Genomic DNA, 16,140 nt, shown 5'->3' on the forward strand with positions numbered 1-16,140 from the left:
ATCAGCGGGCGTTTTGCAATCGGTTAAAAGCTCATCCATCAGGACGGGATCAAGGGTTTCCATGTGACTGCTCCTTGCGGGGGGTCCGCTGTTATATAGCAGTTACACAGTTCAGTTTACAGTCTCAAGGGTGGCGGCAATATCCGTACCCAATACGAATGGGTGGATGAACGCACCCTGCGTACCGTGATCCGCCAGAAACGCAGCGGCGTTGACGGGCAGAAAGTGGTGGCATTGCATCCGGCAAGTCAAGCCGTCAGGCCAACGAACACACCAGCAAGCACACCAAACCGGAACTGGAGCCTGAACTTGCAGCCAGCCTAATGGCTAGGGCAGGGGTCGGTTTACACGTAATGCACATACGCAAGGATTAAGGGGAAAACAGCATGGCTACATTGGAACTGGGATTCATCACCGACGCAAAGCGCCGCCGCGCACGCGCCAGTAAACTAAACGCTGTCACAGGAAGCAACCCAGCCGTTGGGGCTGGGGATGCGCAGCTATCCCACAAGCTGGCATGGGTAGGGCATATCCGCTTGCCCCGCATCAGTGTCCGCCCGGAAATGCTGGCAGGTGCGGGTGTTGGGGTGGCAGTTGGTGCGGGCTTGTACATAAGCTGGGATGCCATTGCCCACGCGATGGAGGCAGTGGATGCCCAGTTGGTTGCCCCGGATTGGTACAAGCCAGCGCTGTCAGCATTGGGGCAGGCCAGCACCATCGGGTTGGCATCCGGCCTTTATAGCCTGCAATGGGTCATCAGGACGGACATGAAACGGCTGTCCGCTACTATCGCTTATGCCTTGCTGGTGGTCGGGGCAAGCGCACCCGTGCTGACGGTCTGCGGGTTCAATGGCGGGATGGTGGGGCAGTATGTTGCCGGGCTGTTACAAGCCCAAGGTGTTGCCCCAGCGGTCATCGCCGCCAGCGGCACATTGCTGGCCTTGTTCGCCTCCCTGCGTTCCGGCAACCCACTGCCCAAGCTGGCGGTGCTGCTTGATTTGGCAGGTGGGGTTGTCACTGGCCTGCTGCCAGAAGGTAGGGAGGAGCCTGCCACCAACGTGCAGCAAGCCTCAGCACCCGTGGCAAACAGCGCCGATGGTGATGCGCTAAAGGCCAAGATGCGGGAGGTATTGGTTGCCCGCAAGCTGGAATACGTGGATGTCCAACAGGTGTGTGTAGGGCCGGTACTGACCACCTTCATGGTGAAAGTGCCGATGGACAAGGACACCAAGGCACTGGACAAGGAAACCAACAAGATTGCCACGGTATTCAAGGCCAGTGGTGAGGTTGCCGTGATTGGGCATGTACGGGGGACAGACTGCGGGGCAATCGAAGTGCCCAACGCCAAACGCGGCACGGTATCCCTGTCCAGCCTGATGCAATCACCGGAGTGGTTGGCATTCGCTGAACCCTTGCCGATGCTGTTGGGCGTTGATACCTTCGGCAACCCCAAAATGCTGTCACTGCCCAATACCATCCACTTGCTGGTGGCAGGCTCAACCGGCATGGGCAAATCCATATTCATGAATGCCCTGTTGCTCAGCATGATGTCACGCAGCACCCCGGACATGCTGCGCCTGCACATGGTAGACCCCAAGCAATTGGAATTTGGCCTGTACGAAGGTTCCCCGTTTGTCGAGGGTGAGATCATCACCGACATGGGCAAAGTCCGCCCCATGCTGGAAGGGCTGATTGATGAAATGGAGCGCCGCTACGGCCTGATGAAGGCGAAGAAAGTGCGCAACATTGCCCAGTACAACGCCAAATCGGATGCACCGCTGCCATACGAAGTGGCCTTGTTTGAGGAATTCGCCGATTTTGTCATGCTTGACCGCCTGTTGGGCAAAATGACCAAAGTCAGGGATGCGGATGGCAACGAAGTGGTGGCGACACAGGCAGAGGAGCTGATCATCCGGCTGGCACAGAAAGCGCGTGCGGCTGGTATCCACCTGCTGCCCACTACCCAACGCCCGGACAAGGATGTTGTGACCCCGCTGATCCGCTCCAATATCCCCAGCCGCATTGCCTTCAAGGTCATGTCGGATGGTGACTCCAGCATCATCTTGGGCAAGAAGGGTGCAGAAAACCTGTTGGACAAGGGGGATGGTTATGGCCTGTTTCCGGGCAGCACGGAATTGCAGCGTTTCCACGGGCCGTTTGTTACCGAGGCGGAAGTCGAAGCGGCGGTGGCGCAGCAGCGCAGGCGGTGGGTAGATAAAGCCCACCCTTAGGCATAAATCAAGGTTTACTAAACCGTCCAGCCTCATATTTATGCAAAATGGCCTGTAGCATCGGGTTCGTGCCATAGTGCAATTCCCACTGCTGCAACCATTGCTGGGCACTGAAATTTTCTGGCCAACTGTGCGCAATAGCACAGTTCCGCATGGCTTGTTGCACTGCCTGCGGATTGGTATTCTCCCGTAATGCTTGCAGTACTCGCTGTTTTAGCAGCGGTCGCTGCAAACGCTGTTTGCCAATTTTACCTACCAAGAACACACCTGCTAACAGCAATAAACTGCCCGTTAAGCCCAACATACCCCGCCACAGCCAAGCCATCACCCACGGGCGTGGTGGCCTGTGTTGTACCTGTTCCAGACGGTTGGTGTCGGGATTGAACCAGTGCCAGTGCAACACGGGCAAGTCCAGCTTGCCGTTGCTTTGTGGTTTAAAGGGGATGCGGTACTCCAAGTGGAATTGCCCATCCGCCAACCCTGACTGCCCAATGATGGCGGGGAAAGTTTCCACATTGCCATTACTTTGGATTTGTTTAAGGATGGGCGGAAATTGTGCCGTTGCCACTGTATTGCTGTGCAAGCTGACACGCCAATAGGCGAAGTGTCCGGGTTGTAACCAACCGTTGGGTTCGATGCGTGATTCGATGCTGACTTTGCCTACAGGGAGGGTGGGCGGCAGATACGGGGGTAGGGCTTCCACTTCCAGTGTTTGTGTGGGTGGTTGCCATTGTGCGGCATCGCGTCCGTTGAGGTTGTAACGGATGGCGGGGAGCTGGATTTGCTGCGTACCGGGTGTGTATGCGGAAAGTTGCCAAGCAAGGCGTAACACGCGCTTACCGTTTGTCGTGCTGGCTTCGTTGGTCACGGGCAGGGCTTGTACATCGACACCTTCGATACGCGGCAAACTGGCTTCGAGGGTGGCGAAACGGTCGGTGGTTTCTACGGCTACTGTCAGCGTGGTGCGTTCACGCTGACAGACATGGGCGTCTTCGAGCTTGATTGTCCACGCTAAATCAGCGGCTACCACGGCAGGACTCCCGGTAATTCATTGGGTTTGGTTTGTGGCGCGGGGTAGCCTTCTTCCACTTCAAACAACCGTTTCCACAAAGCGGCGGGGCCGTCATCGGATTGTTGCAAGGCAATGCGGGCATCATCAAGCGATTGTTGGCTTTTGCGCCATGTTTGCGGGTCGGTTGTACCGCTTTCTGCGAGTCTTGCCATGCCTTTGTTGACCAGTTGCTCGATGTTTGGGGGTAAGGCGGGCGGTGGGGCGTTTGCGGGTGCGTCTTTGCCTTCGCCTAAGGTGAGTGTGCTGGCTTGATCCCAATCGAGGGTATTGGTGTTGCGTTCGCGGCGTGCGCCGTTGCTGGCGTTATCGGCGGTGGCGCGTTGTCCGGCTTCGCGGCGGCGTTCGAGTTCGGCTTGGACTTCGGCGGCGAGGGCTAGGTTTTGCTGGGTGGCGGGGTGTTCTGGGCGATAGGTTAGGGCATCGCGGAAGACTTGCGCGGCGGCGGCGTAATCGCCTTGTTGGAAGTAGCTGTTGCCGAGGTTGTGTAGGGCGCGGGCGCGTTCGGTGTCGTTGCTGGCAGCGAACACGGCGGCGGTGAAGTGTTGGGTGGCGGTGTCGTAGTGTTCGGTGCAGTAGGCTTCGATGCCAGCGGTTAAGTCGGCTTCATCAGCGTGTGAATACATCGGCAGCAGTAACACCATGAGCAGTAACTTAGTTTTCATCATGCCGCATCCACACTGCCAACCATACACACACTATCCCCAGCAACAACGTCCACACATATAACTCTCGCCATTGCTGCGCATCTTGGGTGGTGGCAGGAAAGGCTTGTGCAATTCCGTTGGTGTACAACGTTTGCCAATCGCTGGCATCGTCTTTCACCGCGCTGTACGCCCCGCCCGTTTGCGCGGACAGGCTTTGTAGCAAAGCACTATCTAGCCGCGAACGCACCGCTTGCCCGTCATATTCCAGCCATTTGCCGCCGGTAAGTGGGATGGCTTCGCCGTCCTCTGTGCCAACGCCAAGGCTGTAGAGTGGAATGCCCGCTGCTTTTAGGGCTTGCACACGGATTTGCAACGCGGCGTGCTGATCGGTGGGAATATCGCCATCGGTTATCCATAGGACGGCGGCAGGTAACGCCTGTTCGTGCACGGCGAGTTCTTGCTGGGCGAATTCGAGCGCGGCGGCGTGGTCAGTGCCGTGCGTCGGTAGCACCAGCGTTTCCAGATGTTGCAGGTAAAAGCGCACTGCGTTGGCATCGTTAGTTAGCGGTGCGAACAGGTGCGGACGTGCGCCATACACCACGATCCCGACGCGGCTTCCTTGGGCAAGACCGAGGAGTTCGTGCAATTCCAGCGCGGCGCGTTGCAGGCGGTTGGGGGCAATGTCGGTGGCTTGCATCGAGCGCGAAATATCTAGCACCACCAGCACGTCGAATTGCGCGGGGCGCAGGTCATCGGGTTGCGTTTGCTGGATGCGCGGCCCCGCGAGGCTGATAGCGAATAGTAGCCACGCAATCGCCCACAGCGTTTGCGGTGAGAGCCACTTGCGCCAACCGTGCTGGCTGGTGGTCACTTGTACCCACGGCAATAAATGCGGATCGGCGTAGGTTTGCACTTGGCGGCGTTGTTGGAAATAACCCCATGCAGCAAGCAGTAGTGGGAACAGCGCTAGTAACAGCCACAAGGGTTCGCGCCAGTGTAAGGTTTGCCAGATCATCATGCGTTTGCCCGCCGTTGCCAGTGTTGCCACAGCATGAGCGGCAATAAGCCAGCGAGTAGCAGCCAGTGGTAGAGCGGTTGCTGTTCGTAGCGTGGGATTTGTTCCGCTGCGTTTTGGTGTTGGCGGGTAATGTCTGCAAGAGCTTGTTCGATGGCTTGTGCATCACCCGCTTGGTAGGTTTTTGCGCCCGTGCGTTCTGACAGGGTTTGTAACAGGGCAAGGTTGACGGGTTGGTAGGCTAATCCGCTTGTGTCGCCTTCCATCGTGGCGGCGGTGGAGCCGATGGCGATGGTGTAGAGCGGAATTTTGCTTTCGGCGGCGAGGGCTGCGGCAGCTTCGGGGTCTACGCGCCCGATGGATTCGTCGGCATCGGTGAAGAGTACGAAAATGGGTTTGCGTTGGGGTTGTTTGCCTGCTTCTTTGAGCGCGAGGGTGATGGCATTGCCGACGGCACTGACGCGCCCTGCCAGCGTTGGGGTTAGGCGTTGCAGTTGGCGTTGCACCAGTGTGGGGTCACGGGTCAGCGGTACGAGCAGGTAGGGGTTTTCGGCGAAGACGATCATGCCGAGGCGTTCACCTTGCAAGCGGTTGGCGAAATCGTGCAGCAGGGTTTTGAGGACTTCCATGCGGCTGCGTTTTTGTCCGTCGAGGGCGTAGTCGGTGAGGGTCATGCTGATGGATACGTCAACCAGTAGCAGGATGTCGCGTTCGGGCGGCAGGTCGGGGAGTTTTGCACCGCGTTGCACGGGTTGGGCAATGGCGACGGTTAGGCAGAGCCAGAGCCATGCGAAGACGGCGCGTTGGAGGTGGCGTTGCCATTGGGGGATTTTGGTTATTGGAAGTAGGTGTGCCAAGGGATGCAGAAAGATTCCCCCCTTCCCCGACCCTTCCCCCGCAAGGGGGGCAGGGAGAAAGAAAAGAGGGATTACCGCCACTAACGGAAAGATTGCGAGATACGGAGTAAGCCAGTCGATGTTCATCGGGCTTGCTCCAGCAGGGTACGGGCTTCGCGTTTGAGGGGGGCGAAGGTTTCGGAGGTGCAGGGTATTGGGGCGAAGCGGGCGTGGTCGAGAGCAACAGGGGAAGTAAGCCCTGCTTCACGCAAAATACTTGCCAGTTTCGCCGGATTGGGTGGCGAATCGGGCAAGCGTTCAAGTTGACGCAAAGCACGCGCTACGGGGTGTTGCCGCTTGCGCCAATACCAAAATAAGCCTGCCAGCAACAGGACAAGCGCGAACGCCGCCAACCACCAAACCATGACGGGCAATGGTTCGGGCGGTAACTCAAGGTCGTGCAGGCTGGGCGGCATCAAACCGCTGGCTCTTGCTGGGTGGTGCAATGAATCCCGCCGCCGCCAGCCGCTACGCCGTCGATAGCGATTTGCACGATGTCACGGTCTGGGAACAGCTTTTGCAAGGTGTCATGCGCTGCTTTGTCGGCTTTGGCATCGCCGAATTCGGGGGCAATCACCGCGCCGTTGCACACGTAGAAGTTGATGTATCCGGCGGCAAAATCGTTATTGGCGTATTGCTCACGTACTTTGGAAGGAGCTGTCATTACCGCGACTTCCAGCTTGTTGCCCTGCGCATCCGTTGCGGTTTTGAGGATGTCCAGATGGCGTTTGGTTACAGCATGATCAAACGATTGCGGGTCGGGGTCGTAGCCTGCCACCACCACACCGGGGCGGGCGAAGCGGGCGTAAAAGTCGGTATGTCCGTCGGTGATGTCTTTGCCCTTGATGCCCGGTAGCCAGATGATTTTCTGCAAACCCAGCAGGCGTTTGAGTTCGGCTTCGCACGCGGCTTTGCTGACACCGGGGTTGCGGTTGGCGTTTAGCATACAGCTTTCGGTAATGATGGCTGTGCCGTGACCGTCGACTTCGATGCCGCCGCCTTCCAGCACCAAATCGGTTTCCAGCAATGGCACGCCTGCGGTTTTGGCAACCAATGGGGCGACGTTGGCATCTTCATCGAAAGCCTGCTTTTCACCCCAGCCGTTGAAGTTGAAATTCACAGCGGCTTTTTCCCCCTTGGCATTGGTGACGAAGACTGCGCCGGTATCGCGCATCCACAAATCATCCAGCGGTGCGACCACCAGTTTGACGGCGGACGATCCCAACAGTTTCTGAGCAAGGGCGTAATCAGCCTCGCGTACCAGCATGGAAACGGGTTCGTAACGCGCAATCGTGGTGGCAATGGTAATGAGATTACGGCGTACTTCTGGCAGCAATTTCTTGCCCCAAATGGTTTCGGATGCACCGAATGCCATCCAAGTACGCGCATGTGGTTCGCTTTCGTCGGGCATCCGCCAGCCTTTGCCGGACGCTGCCCAGCCCATGCTTGGCGAGCCGAAAATGCTACCTGTGGATAGCAGCAGGCTAGTGCTGAGAAAATGGCGACGATTCATGCGGCAAATCTCCACGTTATGGATTAGTAAGCGGTTGGCTGTTGTTGGGTCACGCAATGCACCATGCCACCATTGGCGTACAGGTTGCGCACGTCGATCCCTACCACCGTGCGGGTTGGGTAGAGCGACTGCAAGATGTTCCGCGCTACGGTGTCATTCGCATCCTGATAGGCTGGCATCAGCACTACGTTGTTGCCGACATAATAATTGACGTAAGAGCCTTTGTAACCGAGGTTTTTGCCGTAAGCCGTTACCACGTTTTTGGCGGTCAGCGGCAATTTCACGATAGTGTAGGGTGTGCCGGTGGCGTTTTTCGCGGTGTACAGGGTGTTGATGTCCTTGCTGGAAATGCTCCAGTAGTTGAGGTCGGTGGCGCTCATGGTGACGAGGGTACGTTCGTCGCCGAAGCGGGCGAAACCGTCGATGTGGGTGTCGGTGATGTCTTCCTTGCCGCCGGGTGCGCCATCCAGCCAGATGAATTTGCTGATGCCGAGGTTGTTGGACAGGGCTTGTTCCACTTGTGCTTGGGTCAGGTTGGGGTTGCGCTTGTTTTGCAGCACTGAGCTTTTGGTGGCGAGTAATGCGCCTTTGCCATCGACTTCGATCGCGCCGCCTTCCAGCACCACGTTGTTGAGGTTGATGGTGGGCATGGCGAGGTTTTTGCCGACGGCGGTAGGGATGAGGTTATCTTTGCTGTAAGGCGTATCCAGCCCCCAGCCGTTGAAACCCCAGTCGGTGATTTGCAATTGTCCGCTCTGGTTGCGCACGAAGATTGGGCCATTGTCACGCACCCACACGTCATCGGTCGGGCTGATCAGGAAACTGACGCTGGCGAGGGGTACGCCTGCGTTCAGCAGCAGGTTCTGGATGCGGGTTTTCTCGGTGGCGTTGTAAGCAATGATGTGGACGTTTTCGCTTTGCACCAGCGCCTTAGTCATGGCTACCCATGTCGCATCGAGGCGGTTGCGGTAGGTTGCGCCGTAGGTGTATTGGTGCGGCCATTGCAACCAAGTGCCTTCGTGGGTGGCGTTTTCTTCCGGCATGTAGCTTTGGCTGGCGGCGTAGGTGGCAGTGCTGGTCATCGTTGCAAAAGCTCCCAGTGAACAGATCAGGGTGGCAAGCAGGGTTTGGCAGATTGTGGTTTTCATGGTGTTGTCTCCATCGGTTGGTTGTCGATGGGGACAGGTTACGGGGGAAAGCTGATATTTTGCTGACAGTGGGTCAGTGTATAAACTTCATGCAGATTGAGCCATTTCCAAGCCGCGCCTCACCACTCGCGAAAATATGCGGCACACCGTGTATCAATTGTCACCAACCTCAACTCTTTTCGCAACATCCTTCAAATTAGAGTAACTCTCGACCAAATGCGGCACATCATCCAAACTCATTGCGAACATCCACAAGTAAGTCGTAACTGAGTAAATATGCCCTGCGCTACCGTAACCGTTCATCGCCATCCACACAAAAGTGAAACCAAACAAAATGCTCGACGCAACACCATTACAGAAATAGCCAAAAGCTTCGCGATTAGAAATTAAAACTCGTAAATGCGCCACCCATTCATAATGTTGGTGCAACTTTTCCTCTGAAGATTGGCTAATGACATCCACGTCACGCTCCAAGCGATTGTTTAGTTTCAAATACAATCGACCACTGATGCGTGTAAAAGAAGGTAATAGCAAAGTGAAAAACAACAAAATAACCACACTGAGCAAACCCGACCAAAACTCTAAAATCAACAGCATTAAACTTGCACCAATAATCGAAAATATCGAGGTTACTGCCGTTGGCAAATGCGTTTCAAAAAAATCAACAAACTCACGGGATAACGCTACACGTGCTGAAATTTTAGATGGACTTTGCCCTTGAGCACGCTGCTTAATGATAATCGGAACAACGATTTCACTATAAATTCGTGTAAACACGCGAGTGTCAACACTGCGTCGAGCCGACCCAACCAGCCACATGGCGAGTACAAAAAATGCATACGTCAGTGCCTGCCACACATTTCCTAGCATGACCGCATTGACTGCAAAACCACCCAGCATTGGATAAGTCAGCATCAATAAATTTTCCAATCCCACTAAAGAAAATGCCATGAGCAGTTTCTTTTGATGTGCATTACCAATCGTTTTTAATGCTTGCCACATATGATGTCTTTCTGATTTTGGGTGATGATTGCGTCCATAGAATACTTATATACGCTTGGGCTTAAAGCCTCACTAGGCGACGCCACAACATCTCAAGTGGACCTCCGTCGAATTTGCGAAGCCACAAGTTGGCAAGAACCACTTGTAGCGCTAACACCAAAACAGCCGTCGCCAATCCCCCCGCCGCTCCAAATTTAAGCTGGGTTAATGGTCCCCAAGATGCCCAAAGAATCCAGATACCAATGACACTTTGCATGACATAAAGGGTAAAGGCCGTCCGTCCCGCTGCCTTAAATGGGGACAGTAGTCTTGCGCCGATCTGGCTTTTCCACAACATATTGATCAAACCAACATGACCAATCGTCATACATAACCGACCCAACTCGGATGGGTTTGGCCCCATTGCTGGCGGTGAAAGGTTTTCCAATGCTGAAATACGTAGTGCAAGACCAATGCTATAGCCAAGGATCATGAGCACCAAGTAAAAGTGGCCAGACCGCAATCCTTGAATGATGCCCCATTTGAACAGTGCCACCCCGATGAGCATTGTGCCGAACGCCTCGGCGACCGTCGACCACAAACCAAGACCTTTGACTGATTCATACCACATCTGAACAGCATCCATTTCAGCGGGAGGCTTCGTTGTGTTGTTAAGCAACTCTGCACCGTGTATACCCCCACCCATCAACTGTACAGTGAAAGTAATACTCAGCCCAAGTGCAAATGCAGTCAGTGCCGATAACTTACGGAAGGTGAATAGAAACAGCGCTGCCAAGCCATAGACATGCAGGATGTCATATCCCCAGCGAACGACAAAAATGTGCAGTAGCCCAAAGAGTACAAGCCACATGTTGCGGCGCAAATAGGTATCGGCAATACTGACCGATCCATCAGGCAACATTGCTTTCGCCGTCAACAATATCATGCCAGCTCCGAATAGCATTTGAAGCATACCGCGCTGTGTACCCTCAAAAAAGAGATCTATAAAGGTCTGAGCAGCCGCATCTACAGCGGACAAATGCGTAACTCCAATGCCCCCACCCATGGAATCCATCGATGGCAGGTTGATGAAAAAAATTCCTAATATCGCGAAGCCACGGAGTACATCCAGCACATCCAGTCGTGGCCGTGGAGCTTTAGGCGCAGGCACAAAGCCCTCCTCTCTAGTCAGATTTACTGTTGCCATTCTTAGAACCTACCCTTGATTTTTTCAATAGCAAGGATAAGAATGTTTTCTTCCGATAGGTGGTTTTGGCTGGCGGCGTAAGTGGCAGTGCTGGTTATTGTTCCCAAAACGCTCAGTGAACAGATTAGGGTGGCAAGCAGGGTTGTGGTTTTCATGGTGTTGTCTCCATCGGTTGGTTGTTGATGGGGACAGGTTACGGGAGAAAGCTGATGTTTTGCTGACAGTCACTCTAGAAATTGCACCGTCACCCGCGCCCCACCCTCCGCCCGATTTTCCAGCCGCAACGACCCGCCATGCAGCCGCGCCACCATATTCACAATCGCCAGCCCCAAGCCCGTGCCACCTTGCGTCGGCGACAGAGCGAAATCCGTTTCCCGCCGCGCCAGCAATTCGGCAGAAAAGCCCTTGCCCTGATCTTCAACCGTGACTTGCGCCCCCGCCACCGTAACGTGGATGTGCGGCTGAGCGGCTGCACCGTGCTTGCGGGCATTTTCCAGCAAATTGCGCACGGCAACCGTCGCCAGTCGGGGATCGAGATTGACCACCGTAGCAGCCGCATCCAGCGTTACCGAATCGTCGTCGGGCAGCAGGGTTTCGACCAGCAAATCCAGCCGCACGGGTTGGCGTTCCAGACTTGCTCCTGCATCCAGCCGCGCAAACAGCAGCAGGTCTTCCAGCGTGTGGGTGGCGCTGCGCAACAGACCATCCATGCGCGTCAGGGCGAGTTGCGGGGCTTCGTCGCCGCGTTGGGCGGATTCGCAAATGCTGCGCAAGGCGGCCACCGGAGTACGCAATTCGTGGGCAGTGGCGGCGAGGAAACGTTCGCGCTGACGCAACGCAGCCAGCACCGGGCGCAAACTCCACGCCGTCAGCCCGACTCCGACCAGCAGACCGAGAATGCCCAGCAAGGCGCTTGCCCCGACAATCCGCTGCACGAATGCCTGATACGCCGCTTGCCCCGGTGTCGGGTCGGCAACGGTAATGATCATGGCTTTGGGGGTGCTGGTGTCGCCCTGATCCATAAAAGTGGGGGTGGCGTGCAGGCGGTACGGCTTGCCGTCGGTATCCTGCCCATCAAGGTAAACATCCTGCCCTTGCCCCATCACAGTGGTTTGCAGTTGGGTGAAATCGGTGAGGTTGAAACGCGGGTGCGCCGGGGTGAAATGGCGGGTGGGCGGGTTGCCCGGTTCGACTACCCAGATGTCATACGGCGCATCCAGCAGATCGTGTTCCAACCGCAGCACTTCATCGTGGAACTTGCCTTGCTGATCAAACCACGTCATGCCATACACCGTGGTGGCGTAGAGGGCAAGTTCGGTATCGAGGTCGGTTTCGCGCAGTTCCGCCCGCAGGTCGATGGCGACTTTGGCGAGGATGGCAATGCCCAGCAGCCATGCCACACCCCACGCCAACAGCAGCGGGATGCCCAGCCGTAACAACCGCGCCCGCTGGTTGGGGTCAACTTTCATGGGCATCGTCCAGCTTGTAGCCGTGACCGCGCACGGTCTTGATCAGGGCAGGTTCGCCCAGCTTGCGCCGCAGCGAGGCAATGATGGTTTCTTCGACGTTGGAGGCAGGGCTTTCCAGTGTATCCCAGCAATATTCGAGGATGTCGTTACGTGACACAGCGCGGCGATTGCGTACTGCCAGCAGTTCCAGCACGGCGTATTCTTTGGGGCGCAAGGGAATCAGCACTCCGGCGCGGCGCACTTCATGCCGCCCGCTATCCACTTCCAGATCCGCTATCCTCAAGATGGTGTCGCGTAACGGTTCGCCACGTCGCGCCAGTACGTTGATGCGGGCCATCAACTCATCCATTGCGAATGGTTTGACCAAATAATCGTCAGCGCCGACTTGCAAGCCTTCCACCCGGTCTTCGATGCGGTCGAGTGCGGTCAGCAGCAGGATCGGGGTGCGGTTGGCGGCGTTGCGCAATGCTTGCAACAGGGTGAGGGAATCGCCATCGGGCAACATGCGGTCAAACACGCCCACGTCGTAGTGTGCACCGTTCAGGTAGGTGCGGATTTCGCGGATGCTGGACACTTCGTCCACACTATTGCCGAGGGCGCGAAGCCGTCGGGTGATGGCTTCGCGGAGTTCGGTATGGTCTTCGGCAAGCAGGATACGCATGGGAAGTCCTATGGGGTTGCGCAGGTTTTCAACGCAGCATCCACAAACGCGGCAAACTCAGGATCGTGCTGGAGCTTCACCGCTTTTTGGTATTCTTCACCCTGCAAATAAACCTCATGGTAACAAACCTCTGCTGCCAACCCTTTGTGCCACTGCGGGTCATCGGGGTAAGCCGTGTAAATCTGTTCCGCGCTGTAGAGAAAATAGGTCACAAACCATTCATAGCCGGACTTCGCACTCTTGTTATCGCTGGGTTGGGCATTGGCGAAATCGGGCTTGTCGATGGCAAGTTTGAGGTATTCCTTGAAGGCTTCGCGGGCGGATGCTTCGCGCTGGATGTTTTCCGCCGCTTTGATTTGCCAGACAGCAATCACCAGTGCCAGCACTGCAACAAGCGCGGTGGCAATCGTGCTGATGTGGGAAAAATATTGGAGGTCAAAACGGCGCATCAGGCAATTCCAGTCAGTTGATAAAAGCAAGCGGGCGTAGCGCAGTATAACGCATCCCGCCGATGGTTTACGTTCCCATCCCATGCGGCAATGGCACTGCCAATTCTGGCGCATCCACTTCCGTCAGCAGTTGGGTGTAATGGCAACCCCAGCCGCGCAAGCGTTGCGCTTGCCCGTCATGCAGTTCGGCAGCTTGCTGACGAAACTGTTCGCGTAACACGGGATCAGCGAGATTGACGCGGTGGGTCATGCCATCCAGCCCTTGCAAGTTTAAACGTCCGGCAGCGGGTAATTCGCATTCGGCAGTGTCCAGCACTTGCACTGTGAACAGCGGGTGATGATGGAGGAGTTGCAGGATATGCGCCTCGCAAGCTGCGTCCAGATCGGCAAAATCACTCAGCAAATAGACATGTGTGCCGCGCACCAATTGCGCATTGATGAGCGGTAGCAGGGTTGCCAAAGCGGGTTCATTCGTCTGCGGTAACGGTGGGCAAGTTGCTGCGCATTGACGCACGAATTCCCATACGGCGTGGGTATCGGTTGAGGCGGGAAACCAGTGGGGCTGCGCTTCCAAGATTACGCCGGACACTGCCCAACCTTGTTGTGTGGCAGCAAAAGCGGCGAGGGCAGCAACGCGGGCGGCTTGTGCGGCTTTGAGGCGTACTTTCGTGCCGAAGCGCATGGCATTGCGTCGATCTAGCAGGATGAAGACGGCGGGGCGGCGTTCTTCACGGAACTGTTTGACGTGCGCTTTGCCAGTGCGGGCGGTAACGCTCCAGTGCATGAAACGCGGTTCGTCGCCGGGTTGGTAAGGTCGGCTTTCGGCGTAATCCAGCCCTGCCCCGCGATAGCGCGAGGCTACGTCACCGGCTTGGCGTTGTTCCAGCAGGTTTTGCAGGGAACTGTCAGCGGTTACACTGCGGGCACGTTGGTATAACGCTTGTAATTCGGTTTCGGTAAGGAGTGGGGGAAATGTCAGTTTCACGGAATCGCCACGCCCGCCAATACCTTGCGCACCACCGCATTCGCATCCACACCCGCTGCCCGTGCCGCATACCCCAACACCAGCCGATGCCGCAATACATCAGGCGCAATGTCGATAATATCATCCGGCACGACATACTCGCGTCCACGCAAATACGCCAGCGCACTGCTGGCTCGCAGCAACGCAATCGACGCACGCGGCGATGCCCCCACCTGCAAATAATTTGCCCACGCCGCATCAAACTGCCCCAAATCGCGGGTAGCCCCGACCAGCGCAACAATGTACCGCTCCAGTTCCGGCACAACGTGTACCTCGGCGACTTCGCGGCGGGCTTGCAAGACTTGCTGCGGGTGCAAAGGTGAATGCAGCACGGGTTTATCCGCGCCGTAATGCCTCGCCCGATCGCGTTGCAATATCAGCAATTCGTCGTCAGCCGTGGGGTATTGCAGCACCACATGCAACAAAAAGCGGTCGAGTTGCGCTTCGGGCAAGGGGTAGGTGCCGCTTTGTTCCAACGGGTTTTGCGTTGCCATCACGATGAAGAGTTCGGGCAAGGGGCGGGTCACGCCGCCGACGGTGATCTGGTGTTCCTGCATGGCTTCGAGCAGCGCGGATTGCACTTTGGGCGGAGCGCGGTTGATCTCATCCGCCAACACGATTTCGTGGAATAACGGCCCCGGAATAAAGCGGAATGTGCCGTGTTGCGGCTCGAAAATATCCGTGCCGGTCAAATCCCCCGGCATCAAATCCGGCGTGAACTGGATGCGTTGGAAGCTGGCGTGGACTCCGCTGGCGAGCGTGGTGACAGCGGTGGTTTTCGCCAGACCGGGCAGACTTTCCAGCAGGATATGTCCGCCGGTTAGCAGCGCGATCATCAGGCGGTCGAGTAAGGCGGATTGCCCGACAATCACCTGTTCGAGGTGGGAGCGCAGTTGCAGGAATTCGGTTTGGGTTTGCACAGTTACTCCTTGTTGAATGCCAGCGCAACCCACGCGCCGGAGAGCAGCATCGCTACCCCGACCAGCCAGAAGGTTACGTCCAAGCCTTGCGCCCATTGTGCCAGCAAGCCCATGCACAACGCACCTACCGCGTACCCGAAGTCGCGCCAGAAACGGTATACGCCCAACAAGGTGCTGCGTTGTGCGGGTGGGCTGACATCGGCGACTGCTGCGCCCAGCGTGGGGTAAAGCATTGCCATGCCGAAACCGATTAACCCCGCTTCCAGCGTCCACAGCCATACAGTGTGCGTGAGTACCAGCAGCAATACGCCGATGCCGCACAACCACATGCCGCCGACAATCAAGGGTTTGCGCCCGAAACGGTCGGATGCGGGGCCGGTGATCAGTTGGCTTGCGCCCCATGCCAGCGCATAGATGCCGATGATGGAACTGGCTTGTACGAGGGTGAGGTTTTGCGCGACGAACCAGACGGGGAGAATGATCCATACCAGTGCGTCGGTGAATTTTTCCACCAATCCGGCTTGGTTGAGGGCTAACAGGTTGCGGTTTTGCCAACTGGCGTAAAGGAAGGCTTGCCCCAACGACGGTGGCGGTGTGGAGGCGGCAGAAATGGCGGGTGCGTGTGCCAAAGCCCACGGGCGGGTTTCCTTGACCATTAGGATTGCCAATACCAGACCTAAAAAGATAACCACCGACCCGAATAGGAATAAACCCTGCCGTGCGCCGTACACATCCACCAACCATGCAGTGACGACACCAGCCAAGGCAACAGCCGCATAGCCAGAAAATTCATTTAGGCCATTGACCAACCCTTTTTGGTTCAGGTTGGTCATATCCAGTTTGCTGTTGAGGGTCATTGACCAGCACAAGCCTTGGTTGATGCCAAGCAACGCAGTTGCCGCCACTACCC

Annotated in this window: 18 protein-coding genes; 2 read left to right on the forward strand and 16 right to left on the reverse strand. The window is 56.5% G+C overall.

Annotated elements, in window-relative coordinates; all coding sequences use genetic code 11:
• Nucleotides 1–162: 162 nt before the first annotated feature.
• Both PHE17_RS20380 and PHE17_RS20385 read left to right on the forward strand, forming a co-directional pair.
• Nucleotides 163–324 carry a hypothetical protein gene (locus PHE17_RS20380; RefSeq protein ID WP_301017762.1) on the forward strand — a complete coding sequence of 54 codons (162 nt, stop codon included), beginning with the start codon at nt 163–165 and terminating at the stop codon, nt 322–324.
• A gap of 62 nt (nt 325–386) precedes the next feature.
• Entirely contained in the window at nt 387–2,231 is a 1,845-nt protein-coding gene (locus tag PHE17_RS20385) for an FtsK/SpoIIIE domain-containing protein (RefSeq protein WP_301017763.1), read from the forward strand.
• 7 nt (nt 2,232–2,238) lie between these two features.
• Here the strand turns inward: PHE17_RS20385 and PHE17_RS20390 are convergent, their stop codons facing one another.
• From PHE17_RS20390 to PHE17_RS20465, 16 genes are all read right to left on the reverse strand, one after another.
• On the reverse strand, nt 2,239–3,261 hold the full coding sequence (locus PHE17_RS20390; protein ID WP_301017764.1) for a hypothetical protein: 1,023 nt from the start codon (nt 3,259–3,261) through the stop codon (nt 2,239–2,241).
• On the reverse strand, nt 3,255–3,968 hold the full coding sequence (locus tag PHE17_RS20395; protein ID WP_301017765.1) for a tetratricopeptide repeat protein: 714 nt from the start codon (nt 3,966–3,968) through the stop codon (nt 3,255–3,257). The genes PHE17_RS20390 and PHE17_RS20395 overlap by 7 nt, the downstream gene beginning before the upstream one ends.
• Nucleotides 3,955–4,995, reverse strand: coding sequence for a vWA domain-containing protein (locus tag PHE17_RS20400; protein WP_301017766.1), 1,041 nt, complete (start codon nt 4,993–4,995; stop codon nt 3,955–3,957). The genes PHE17_RS20395 and PHE17_RS20400 overlap by 14 nt, the downstream gene beginning before the upstream one ends.
• Entirely contained in the window at nt 4,962–5,819 is an 858-nt protein-coding gene (locus PHE17_RS20405; protein ID WP_301017767.1) for a VWA domain-containing protein, read from the reverse strand. The genes PHE17_RS20400 and PHE17_RS20405 overlap by 34 nt, the downstream gene beginning before the upstream one ends.
• 122 nt (nt 5,820–5,941) lie before the next feature.
• A complete protein-coding gene (locus tag PHE17_RS20410; RefSeq protein ID WP_301017768.1) occupies nt 5,942–6,274 on the reverse strand; it encodes a DUF4381 family protein in 333 nt (110 codons plus the stop codon).
• Nucleotides 6,274–7,371 carry an agmatine deiminase family protein gene (locus PHE17_RS20415; protein ID WP_301017770.1) on the reverse strand — a complete coding sequence of 366 codons (1,098 nt, stop codon included), beginning with the start codon at nt 7,369–7,371 and terminating at the stop codon, nt 6,274–6,276. The genes PHE17_RS20410 and PHE17_RS20415 overlap by 1 nt, the downstream gene beginning before the upstream one ends.
• Nucleotides 7,372–7,394: 23 nt before the next feature.
• On the reverse strand, nt 7,395–8,519 hold the full coding sequence (locus PHE17_RS20420) for an agmatine deiminase family protein (RefSeq protein WP_301017771.1): 1,125 nt from the start codon (nt 8,517–8,519) through the stop codon (nt 7,395–7,397).
• Between the two features lie 153 nt (nt 8,520–8,672).
• Nucleotides 8,673–9,521 (reverse strand): ABC transporter six-transmembrane domain-containing protein, encoded by an 849-nt coding sequence (locus PHE17_RS20425; RefSeq protein ID WP_301017772.1) that lies wholly within the window; start codon nt 9,519–9,521, stop codon nt 8,673–8,675.
• A 61-nt stretch (nt 9,522–9,582) separates the two neighbouring features.
• A complete protein-coding gene (locus tag PHE17_RS20430; RefSeq protein ID WP_301017773.1) occupies nt 9,583–10,707 on the reverse strand; it encodes a DUF418 domain-containing protein in 1,125 nt (374 codons plus the stop codon).
• A 2-nt stretch (nt 10,708–10,709) separates the two neighbouring features.
• Nucleotides 10,710–10,862, reverse strand: coding sequence for a hypothetical protein (locus tag PHE17_RS20435; protein ID WP_301017774.1), 153 nt, complete (start codon nt 10,860–10,862; stop codon nt 10,710–10,712).
• A 69-nt stretch (nt 10,863–10,931) separates the two neighbouring features.
• Nucleotides 10,932–12,176 (reverse strand): HAMP domain-containing sensor histidine kinase, encoded by a 1,245-nt coding sequence (locus tag PHE17_RS20440; protein ID WP_301017775.1) that lies wholly within the window; start codon nt 12,174–12,176, stop codon nt 10,932–10,934.
• Nucleotides 12,166–12,837 carry a response regulator transcription factor gene (locus tag PHE17_RS20445; protein ID WP_301017776.1) on the reverse strand — a complete coding sequence of 224 codons (672 nt, stop codon included), beginning with the start codon at nt 12,835–12,837 and terminating at the stop codon, nt 12,166–12,168. The genes PHE17_RS20440 and PHE17_RS20445 overlap by 11 nt, the downstream gene beginning before the upstream one ends.
• An 8-nt stretch (nt 12,838–12,845) precedes the next feature.
• A complete protein-coding gene (locus PHE17_RS20450; RefSeq protein WP_301017778.1) occupies nt 12,846–13,286 on the reverse strand; it encodes a hypothetical protein in 441 nt (146 codons plus the stop codon).
• Nucleotides 13,287–13,353: 67 nt separating this feature from the next.
• Nucleotides 13,354–14,271: a DUF58 domain-containing protein gene (locus PHE17_RS20455; RefSeq protein ID WP_301017779.1), complete on the reverse strand. Its 918-nt coding sequence runs from the start codon at nt 14,269–14,271 to the stop codon at nt 13,354–13,356.
• Entirely contained in the window at nt 14,268–15,230 is a 963-nt protein-coding gene (locus PHE17_RS20460) for a MoxR family ATPase (RefSeq protein ID WP_301017780.1), read from the reverse strand. Before PHE17_RS20460 ends, PHE17_RS20455 begins: the two co-directional genes overlap by 4 nt.
• A gap of 2 nt (nt 15,231–15,232) precedes the next feature.
• Nucleotides 15,233–16,140 (reverse strand): MFS transporter (locus PHE17_RS20465; protein ID WP_301017781.1); only part of this gene is annotated, 908 nt, incomplete at its 5' end.

Origin of the sequence: Thiothrix sp., assembly GCF_028714775.1 — a bacterium.
GTDB lineage: Bacteria > Pseudomonadota > Gammaproteobacteria > Thiotrichales > Thiotrichaceae > Thiothrix.